This window comes from Nocardioides sp. CCNWLW216 (assembly GCF_037120545.1).
Classification (GTDB): Bacteria; Actinomycetota; Actinomycetes; order Propionibacteriales; family Nocardioidaceae; genus Nocardioides; species Nocardioides lianchengensis.
In genome coordinates this window covers 41,985-51,326 of the sequence record NZ_JBBBBJ010000009.1, presented here as the reverse complement: position 1 = coordinate 51,326, position 9,342 = coordinate 41,985, and the positions used below count along the sequence as shown (strand labels likewise).

The 9,342-nt window shown below is 73.1% G+C and carries 9 protein-coding genes; 3 read left to right on the top strand and 6 right to left on the bottom strand.

The window, feature by feature from the left end; all coding sequences use genetic code 11:
• Positions 1 to 56: 56 nt before the first annotated feature.
• A complete protein-coding gene (locus V7S47_RS18835; protein WP_336563018.1) occupies positions 57 to 773 on the bottom strand; it encodes a hypothetical protein in 717 nt (238 codons plus the stop codon).
• 146 nt (positions 774 to 919) lie between these two features.
• Between V7S47_RS18835 and V7S47_RS18830 the strand changes: the two genes are divergently transcribed.
• Positions 920 to 2,203, top strand: a complete 1,284-nt coding sequence (locus V7S47_RS18830) for an ATP-binding protein (protein ID WP_336563017.1) — start codon at positions 920 to 922, stop codon at positions 2,201 to 2,203.
• A 4-nt stretch (positions 2,204 to 2,207) separates the two neighbouring features.
• On the opposite strand, the gene V7S47_RS18825 is transcribed toward V7S47_RS18830, so the two are convergent.
• Positions 2,208 to 3,608 (bottom strand): FAD-binding oxidoreductase, encoded by a 1,401-nt coding sequence (locus V7S47_RS18825; protein ID WP_336563016.1) that lies wholly within the window; start codon positions 3,606 to 3,608, stop codon positions 2,208 to 2,210.
• 72 nt (positions 3,609 to 3,680) lie between these two features.
• On the opposite strand from V7S47_RS18825, the gene V7S47_RS18820 reads away from it, so the two are divergent.
• Both V7S47_RS18820 and V7S47_RS18815 read left to right on the top strand, forming a co-directional pair.
• Positions 3,681 to 4,802 (top strand): L-talarate/galactarate dehydratase, encoded by a 1,122-nt coding sequence (locus V7S47_RS18820; RefSeq protein ID WP_090857024.1) that lies wholly within the window; start codon positions 3,681 to 3,683, stop codon positions 4,800 to 4,802.
• On the top strand, positions 4,799 to 5,476 hold the full coding sequence (locus V7S47_RS18815; RefSeq protein ID WP_090857020.1) for a FadR/GntR family transcriptional regulator: 678 nt from the start codon (positions 4,799 to 4,801) through the stop codon (positions 5,474 to 5,476). The genes V7S47_RS18820 and V7S47_RS18815 overlap by 4 nt, the downstream gene beginning before the upstream one ends.
• An 86-nt stretch (positions 5,477 to 5,562) precedes the next feature.
• On the opposite strand, the gene V7S47_RS18810 is transcribed toward V7S47_RS18815, so the two are convergent.
• From V7S47_RS18810 to V7S47_RS18795, 4 genes are read right to left on the bottom strand one after another with little or no spacing between them, the layout of a single operon-like run.
• Entirely contained in the window at positions 5,563 to 6,828 is a 1,266-nt protein-coding gene (locus V7S47_RS18810; protein ID WP_336563015.1) for an enolase C-terminal domain-like protein, read from the bottom strand.
• The gene (locus V7S47_RS18805; RefSeq protein ID WP_336563014.1) at positions 6,825 to 7,217 is read right to left on the bottom strand and encodes a universal stress protein; all 393 of its coding nucleotides are present in this window, start codon (positions 7,215 to 7,217) and stop codon (positions 6,825 to 6,827) included. Before V7S47_RS18805 ends, V7S47_RS18810 begins: the two co-directional genes overlap by 4 nt.
• A gap of 9 nt (positions 7,218 to 7,226) precedes the next feature.
• A complete protein-coding gene (locus tag V7S47_RS18800; protein ID WP_336563013.1) occupies positions 7,227 to 8,741 on the bottom strand; it encodes a tripartite tricarboxylate transporter permease in 1,515 nt (504 codons plus the stop codon).
• Between the two features lie 13 nt (positions 8,742 to 8,754).
• Positions 8,755 to 9,291, bottom strand: a complete 537-nt coding sequence (locus tag V7S47_RS18795) for a tripartite tricarboxylate transporter TctB family protein (protein ID WP_336563012.1) — start codon at positions 9,289 to 9,291, stop codon at positions 8,755 to 8,757.
• Positions 9,292 to 9,342 lie beyond the last annotated feature (51 nt).

Below are 9,342 nucleotides of genomic sequence, written 5' to 3'. Positions count from 1 at the left end.
ATCTGGATCTCGAGGAAGGGTGGGTACGACGACCCGCGCCCTCCATCGGGAGCGGGTCAGGTGGCGAGGAGCACCGGCGCCGGCGGGCCGCGGCGGGCCAGCGAGCTGGAGAGCAGGACCTCGCGCCGCACGACGCGGAGGCGGAACGCGGTCCGGACCGCGCGGACCGGACCGATCGCCACCGGCAGCGCGGCCGGGGCGAGGAGCCGCAGCAGCGGGGCCGCGGCCAGGGCGAGCAGCGCGAAGAGGGCCCGCTCCCCCGAGGCCAGCCACCAGCCGACGCCCACGGCGGCCAGCAGGTGGGCCAGCGCCATCGGCAGCTGGGCGGGGTGGAGGTCCGCGAGCAGGTGCAGGACCCAGTCCGGGACGGTGGGGCCGGTGCCCGAGCCGGCGGCGGGCTGCGGGTGCAGCAGCTCGGCCAGGGTGCCCTCGCGATGGCTGCTCGTGAGCACGGAGTCCGGGATCGTCGGGACGACCGGCGCGGGCGACGAGGCGTCGACGCCGTCGCCGGCGTGCCCGGAGGTCGCGGTCAGGACGGCGTGGACGAAGGTCTGGCCGCCCACCACCAGCGCGACGAGACGACGGGTCGAGGCCGCGCGGGCGAGCAGCGGCGCGGCGCCCGCGACCAGCAGCACGAGGAGGACGGCGAAGCCGGTCGCACCGGGGAGCCGGCCACCGGCCAGGCTGTGGGCGACCGTGCCGAGCACCGTGACGACGCCCGCGAGCACGGTGGCGCGCAGCAGCCTCAGCGCGTGTCCGGCCTCGGTGGTCACCGGCTCATTGTCCACAGCGGGGGTCGCCTTCGGCAGCACGGGTCCGGCAGGCAGGACGCGGGAGGTGCCCTGACCGACCCGCTCGCAGTGGTTGAATGTTGCAGCGGTGGAGGTTCGCCGCGGTGCGGACAGGGAAGGGGACCCGGGTGTCGAGCGAGGCGACGGACACCGTCGTACGAGAGCTGCTGCCAGCCGACCCGCGCAGTGCCCGCGAGGCCCGGCAGGTGCTGCGCTCCGCGGTGGCCGAGCGGCCCGAGTGGTCCGGCTGGGCCGAGCGCGCCGAGCTGGCGGTGACCGAGCTGGTGACGAACGCCGTGGTCCACGCCGGCACCGACATCGAGTTACGGGTCCGGCTGCGGCCGACCTCGCTGCGGGTCGAGGTCGAGGACGGGACCACGACGATGCCGGCCCGCCGTACGCACTCCGCGACCGCGGCCACCGGACGCGGCCTGCACCTGCTCGCCAGCAGCGTCGACCGCTGGGACGTCGAGCCGCGCGAGGGCGGCAAGACGGTGTGGTTCGAGCTCGGCGACCCGATGCCGTCCTCGGACGCGGGCTCCGACCCCACGCCCGCCGAGGAGGGCGTCGAGGTGCGGCTGCTGCGGATGCCGCTGCTGATGCACTGGGCCTGGCAGGAGCACGCGGCCGCCCTGCTGCGCGAGTACCTCCTGGTCCGCCTCGACGAGGACCCCGCCGTCCTCGAGCAGCACGCCGAGGCGAGCGCGGCCCTCGGCCTGCTCTACGAGCAGGTGCCCGCGCCGGTGGTCGCCGAGGACCCCGAGGCCGTGATGGCCAGCGCCGTCGAGCCCGCGGTCACCGCGGACGTCGTCGCGCTGCGCGTGCCCCGCTCCGCGGTCGCCCACTTCGAGACCCTCGACCTGCTCCTGCGCCGGGCCCGCGAGCTCGCCGAGGACGGCGCGCTGCTCGGCGCCTCGACGCAGCCCGAGGCCGCCGAGCTGCGGGCCTGGGTCTGCCACGAGGTGCTCCGCCAAGCCGGCGGCGACGGACCGACCGGGTGGACCGGATGGACCGGCGACCACGACCCGGGCGCCGTCGTACGCGAGGTGACGGGCATCGAGCCCGCCTTCCGCGCCCTGGCCGCGACCGGTGCCGCGGTCGTCGCCACCGACGAGGCGAGCGTCGTCGTCGCGGTGAGCCCGGCCGCGGTCGCGTTCCTCGGGTACGACGACGAGGCCGACCTGCTCGGCCGCCGGGTCACGCTGGTGATCCCGCCGCGCTTCCACCAGGCCCACGTCGCCGGCACCACGCTCCACCACACGAACGGCCGCAGCGTGCTGCTCGGGGTGAGCGTGACGGTGCCGGTCGTGCGCGCCGACGGCACCGAGGCCCCGGTCCGGATGAGCATCGAGCCGCAGCTGCTCGCCGACGACCTGCGCGCGTTCGTCGCCCGCTTCCACCCGGTGGCCTGACCCCTCAGTCCGGCAGCACCTTCCCGGGGTTCATCAGCCCGCGCGGGTCGAGGGCCCGCTTGACGGTGCGCATCAGCTCCACCTCGACGTCCGACTTGTACGACGCCGCGGCGTCCCGCTTGAGTGCACCCAGCCCGTGCTCGGCGCTGATGCTCCCGCCACGCGCGGCGACGGCGTCGTAGACGATCCGGGTCAGCGCCGGCGCGGCCGCACGGAGGGCGTCGTCGTCGCCGACGGGGGCGCTGACGTTGTAGTGCAGGTTGCCGTCGCCGATGTGGCCGTAGACGACCAGCCGGGCACCGGGCAGCGCGTCGAGGACCCGGGGGCCGACCTCGGCGACGTACCCGGCCAGGTCGGTGATGGGCAGCGTGACGTCGTGCTTCAGGGTGGCGCCCTCGACCTTCTGGGCCTCCGAGACGCCCTCGCGCAGCGCCCACAGCTCGGCCCGCTGGGCGGGACTGCCGGCGACCACCGCGTCGACGACCAGACCGCGCTCGACCCCGTCGGTGAGCGCCTCCTCCAGCCGGGAGGCGACGTGGTCCGCGGAGCCGGCGTACTCGACGAGGCCGTAGCAGGGGTGCGGCTCGCCGAACGGGTCACGCGCCCCGGGCAGGTTCGCGGTGACCAGCTCCAGGGCCTGCCGGTCGACCAGCTCCCAGGTGCTCAGCTCCCCGCCGCCGTGCTCGCGCAGCAGCGGGAGCAGCGCCACGGCCGCGTCGACCGAGGGCAGCGCGAGCAGCGCGGTCGCGCGCCGCGGGGTGTCGGGGAGCATCCGCAGCACGGCCGCGGTGACGATGCCGAGGGTGCCCTCGGCGCCGATGAACAGCTGCTTGAGGTCGTAGCCGGTGTTGTCCTTGCGCAGCGGACGCAGCCCGTCCCAGACCCGGCCGTCGGGGAGCACCACCTCGAGGCCGAGGACCAGGTCGCGCATCATCCCGTAGCGCAGCACCGCCGTACCGCCGGCGTTGGTCGACACGTTGCCGCCGACCGTGCACGACCCCTCGGAGCCCAGCGAGAGCGGGAACAGCCGACCCACCGCGGCCGCCTGCTCCTGCACCGTCGCCAGCACCACCCCGGCCTCGACGGTGATGGTGTCGGCGACGGGGTCGACCGAGCGGACCCGGCGCAGGCGGTCCAGCACCAGCACCACCTGCTCCCCCGAGGCGTCGGGCACGCCGCCCCCAGCCAGCCCGGTGTTGCCGCCCTGCGGCACGACGGCCACCCCCGCCGCCGCGCACGCACCCACGGCGGCCGCGACCTGCGCGGTGTCGGCCGGGCGGAGCACCGCCGCGGCCGTCCCGACGAACGCCCCCGTCCAGTCCGAGACGTACGGCGCCACGTCGGCCGCCTCGGTCAGCACGTGGTCCGCGCCCAGCAGGGCACGCAGGTCGTCGAGCAGAGCCATGGACCCATCCTCACTTGTACGATAAGTTGTCATCTCATCATACAAGTTCAGTTTCCCACCGAAGGGCCGCCCATGACCGCCGACCGCATCCGCTCCGTCACCCTGTCCCACGTCGTCCTGCCGCTGCCGAACCCGGTCAGCGACGCCAAGGTGCTCACCGGTCGCCAGAAGCCGCTGACCGAGACGGTGATGCTCTTCGTCGAGCTCACCACCGAGCAGGGCCTCGAGGGCATGGGCTTCAGCTACTCCAAGCGCGCGGGCGGCCGGGCGCAGTACGCCCACCTGCAGGAGGTCATGGACGTCGCGATCGGCCAGGACCCCAACGACATCGCGAAGATCTACGAGTCGCTGATGTGGGCCGGCGCCTCGGTCGGCCGCTCGGGCGTCGCCACCCAGGCCGTCGCCGCGCTCGACGTCGCGCTCTACGACCTCAAGGCCCGCCGCGCCGGCCTGCCGCTGGCCAAGCTGCTCGGCGCCCACCGCGACTCGTGCCGGGTCTACAACACCTCCGGCGGGTTCCTCCAGGCCTCGGTCGAGGAGATCAAGGAGAAGGCCACCGCGTCCCTGGAGTCCGGCATTGGCGGCATCAAGATCAAGGTCGGGCAGCCCGACTGGCGCGAGGACCTGCGCCGGGTCGCCGCCCTGCGCGAGCACCTCGGCGACGGGCCCTTCATGGTCGACGCCAACCAGCAGTGGGACCGCGCCCGGGCCCGTCGGATGTGCCGCGAGCTCGAGCAGTTCGACCTGGTCTGGATCGAGGAGCCCCTCGACGCCTGGGACCACGTCGGCCACGCCGACCTGTCGCACACCTTCGACACCCCGATCGCCACCGGCGAGATGCTGACCTCGGTGGCCGAGCACATGGGCCTCGTCGACGCCGGCTACCGCGGCATCGTGCAGCCCGACGCCCCCCGCATCGGCGGCATCACCCCGTTCCTGAAGTTCGCCACCCTCGCCGCCCACCACCGCCTCGACCTCGCGCCGCACTACGCGATGGAGATCCACCTGCACCTCGCGGCGACGTACCCGACCGAGCCGTGGGTGGAGCACTTCGAGTGGCTCAACCCGCTCTTCGAGGAGCGCATCGAGATCCGCGACGGCCAGATCTTCGTGCCGGACCGCCCGGGCCTGGGCTTCACGCTGACCCAGCGCATGCGCGACCTGACGGTGGAGACCGCTACCTTCGGCTCGTGACGACCACCCTGGCCCAGCGCGTCGTCGCCGGGCTCAAGGAGCGGATCCTCGACGGCAGGCTGGCCCCCGGGACCAAGCTGCCGTCGGAGTCCGACCTCATCGACGAGTACGCCGTCTCGCGGACCGTGGTCCGCGAGGCGGTGACCCGGCTGCGGGCCGAGGGCCTCGTGGAGACCTTCCAGGGCCGCGGCTCGTTCGTGCTCACGGTGCCCGAGCCGACGTCGTTCCGCGTGGAGGCCTCGGCCATCCGCACCCAGCACGACGTCCTGGCCATGGTCGACTTCCGGCTCGGGGTCGAGTGCGAGGCGGCCTCCCTCGCCGCCACCCACCACACCCCCGCCGCGGCGGACGCCGTACGGGCGGCGCTGGAGGCGTTCGCCACCGCCGGCCCGGACCACGCGGTCGAGGCCGACTTCGCCTTCCACCGCGCCGTCGCGGCCGCCACCGGCAACCGCTTCTACGTCGACCTGCTCGACTCGCTCGGCCCGATGATGATCATGCTGCCGCGCACCCGGCTGCCCGAGGAGTTCTCCCACCACGACGCGACCCACGTCGACCGGGTCCGCCGCGAGCACGACAGCATCGGCGCCGCCGTGCTGGCCCGCGACCCCGAGACCGCCCGCGCCGCCATGCGCCTGCACCTCGGCAACACCCGCCGCCGTCTCCAGGCCTGATCGCCGAGTCAGCACCAGTTGCGGGCCGAGTCAGCACTACTGGTGCTGACTCGACCCGCAACTTCTGCTGACTCGGCGGACAGCGGCTACCAGCGGGAGGTGTGGGGGGTGAAGTCGGGCTGGATGGACTGCATGTAGACGGTGTCCTCGCGACGTCGTACGCCGCAGGTGAGGTACTGCTCGTGCAGGACGCCGAGCTGGTCGCGGTCGAGCTCGACGCCGAGGCCCGGTCCCGTCGGTACGGCGACCGCGCCGTCCTCGAAGGACAGCACGCCGGGAGTGACCAGGTCCTGGGTCTTCCACGGGTAATGAGTGTCGCAGGCGTAGGTGAGGTTGGGCGTCGCGGCGGCGAGGTGGACCATCGCGGCGAGCGAGACGCCGAGGTGGGAGTTGCTGTGCATCGACAGCCCCATCCCGAAGGTCTCGCAGATCCCGCCGAGCAGTGCCGAGCTGCGCAGGCCACCCCAGAGGTGGTGGTCGGAGAGCACCACCTGAACGGCGTCCGCGGCCACGGCCGGGGCGACGTGCTCGAACGCGATCACGCACATGTTGGTCGCGAGCGGGACGTCGGTGCGGGCGGCGACGTACGCCATGCCCTCGATGCCGGGGGTCGGGTCCTCGAGGTACTCGACGACGCCGGCGAGCCGGTCGGCCACCCGGACCGAGGTCTCGGGCGTCCAGGCGCCGTTGGGGTCGAGCCGCAGCGGCAGGTCGGGGTACGCCGCGCGCAGCGCCTCGATCGCCGCGCACTCCTCGTCGGGGTGGAAGACGCCGCCCTTGAGCTTCAGCGAGCCGAAGCCCCAGCCGTCGACCATCCGCCGCGCCTGCGCGACGATCCCGTCCGGATCGAGGGCCGCGCCCCACTCGTCGTCAGGCTGGCCGGGGTGGCCAGCCCACTTGTAGAAGAGGTAGCCGCTGAAGGGCACCCGGTCGCGGACGGCGCCGCCGAGCAGGTCGCTCAGCGGGCGGTCGATCGCCCGGGCCTGGATGTCGAGGCAGGCCACCTCGAACGGCGAGTAGACGGTCGGGAGGGCCGAGGAGACGTCGAGCATGCCGCCGAAGGACGCCCCTCCGCCGCCGGTCTCCCTGCCGAGGACGTCGGCCACCAGGCGGCGCAGGCCGTGCAGGTCGAAGGGGTCGTGCCCGGGCAGCACCGCGGCCACGGCCCCGAGCCGGGCCAGGTGGATCTCGTCGGCGTAGATCTCGCCGAGACCGAGGAGACCGGAGTCGGTGTGCACCTCGACGATCGCGCGCAGCGCCCACGGCTGGTGGACCCCGACGACGTTGAGCAGGGGCGGGTCGGCGAACGCGACCGGGGTGACGACGACCCGGCTGATCCTGGACCGCGTCATGCGGGCTTCACGGCGAGCACGGGCACGCTGGCCTCGAGCAGGATCCGCTGGGCGCTGCTGCCCATCACCAGCTTGCCCACCGGCGTACGACGACGCAGCCCGATCACGATGAGCCGCGCCCCGGTCTCCCGGACCAGCGCCTCGAACGTGGCCACCACGTCCGGCCCGTGGTCGGCGTGGTCGACACGAGCGGTGACCCCGACGGCCGTGGCCCGGGCCACGAGCGCGGACTCCGCCTCCTCGCCGACCAGGTCGGCGTCGACGGTCGAGCCGCGGCGCGGGCTGTTCAGGATCACGACGTCGTCGCCGTGGACGGCGGCTTCCGCGAGGCCGGCCTCGAGGGCCGCCTCGCCGACGGGCGTGGGGACGTAGCCGATCAGGATGGTCATGGTGTCTCCTCAGACTCCGGCGTGGTCGCGGTCGTGGGTGGTGGTCGTACGGCGGCGGCCCAGGACCGACTTGGCCAGCGGCCAGAGTGCGACCACCAGGAAGACCGCCAGGATCGTGCCCGCGATGGGGTCCTGGACGAACCCGGTCGGGTCGCCGTCGTAGATGATCAGCGAGCGCCGGACGTTGTTCTCCAGGATCGCGCCGAGCACGAAGGCGAGCACCATCGGCCCGGGCTCGAAGCCTCCCTTCTTCATCAGGTAGCCGAGGACGCCGAAGGCGATCATCAAGAAGACGTCGAAGGTCGAGTTGTTGAGCGTGTAGGCGCCGAGGATCGTGATCAGCGCGGTGATCGGCGCCAGGATCGCCGGACGCACTCGCAGGATCCGCACGAAGATGCCGACCAGCGGGATGCTCAGCAGGAGCAGGATCACGTTGCCGACGTACATCGAGTTGACCACGCCCCAGAACAGGTCGGGGTTCTCCTCGACCAGGGCCGGGCTGGGGGTGATGCCCAGCACGAGCAGCGCGGCGAACAGCATGGCCATCGACGCGTTGGCCGGGATGCCGAGCGTGAGCAGCGGGATGAACGACGAGGTGGCCGCGGCGTTGTTCGCCGTCTCCGGGGCCGCGACGCCCTTGATCGAGCCGCGGCCGAAGTCCTCGGGCGTCTTCGAGATGCGCTTCTCGGTGGCGTACGCCGCGAGGGACGACATCACGGCGCCACCGCCGGGCAGCACACCGAGGAAGAAGCCGATGACGGTGCCGCGGCCGATAGCCGGGGAGGCCTCCTTGATGTCCTTGCGGGAGGGCCAGATGTTGGTGACCTTGGCCGGCACGTGCACCTTGCCGTGCCGCTCCTCCAGGTTGTGGAGGATCTCGCTGACTCCGAAGAGCCCCATCGCGACGACCACGAAGTCGATGCCCTGGCTGAGCTCCAGGCTGCCGAAGGTGTAGCGCTCGGCTCCGCTGAAGCTGTCCTGGCCCACGGTGGCGAACAGCAGGCCGACGGCGGCCGCGATGAGGGCCTTGATCTTGTTGCCGCTGCCGATCGTGGAGACGAGCAGGACGCCGAGCAGCGCGAGGGCGGCGTACTCGGGCGGCCCGAAGTCGACGGCCCAGCCGGCGACCAGCGGAGCCGAGAGGCTGAGGGCCACGATGGAGACGGTGGCCCCGACGAAGCTGCCGATCGCCGCGATGCCGAGGGCGGTGCCGGCCCGGCCCTGCTTGGCCAGGGCGAACCCGTCGAAGACGGTCACCACCGAGGAGGCCTCGCCGGGCAGGCGCAGCAGGACCGAGGTGATCGTGCCGCCGTACTGGGCGCCGTAGTAGACGCCGGCCATCATCACGATGCCCGTGATCGGGTCGCCGACCTGGATGACGATGGGCAGCAGGATGGCCATGGTGGCGGCCGGCCCGAGGCCGGGCAGCACGCCGATGAGCATGCCGATCAGGACGCCGATGAGGCAGTAGAGCAGGGTGTCGGGCTGCGCGACGACGGCGAAGCCGTTCAGGAAGTCGTCCATGGGGTGCCTCCTCTCAGAACGTCAGCAGGTGGGGCAGCGGGATGCTGAGCCCGTAGAGGAACAGGAAGTAGAAGACCGCGACCGTGCCGACCGAGACGAGCACGGTGCTGCGCCACGTCTCGCCACCGAGGAAGCGCAGCCAGACCACGCACAGCACCAGGGACGGGATCTCGAAGCCGATCACCGGCATCAGCACGCCCAGCCCGATGAAGGTGAGCACGCCGATCGCCGGGAGCACGCTGGCCCGGCTGAAGGAGACGCTGTCCTCCAGCCGCCGACCGACGACCAGCAGAACCACGGACAGCACCGTGATCACGGTCGCGGTCACGAACGGCCACAGGCCCGGGCCCGGGCGGCGCAGGCCGTCGAGCCCGTAGTCCAGGGCCAGCACCATGCCCCCGATGCCGATGGCGAGGGCGACGAGCGCACCGACCGTCTGGTACGCCGGGCCGCCGGGCGGCAGCTCGTCCTCGGCGAGGGTCTCGGCCACCTCGGCCTCGATCTCGTCGAGGATGTCCGGGGCACTCGCGTGCGTGCGCTCGTCGCTCATCGTGGGTCCTTCGTGCTGGCGGGGTGCGGGCGTCGTACCGGTGCGGGCGGG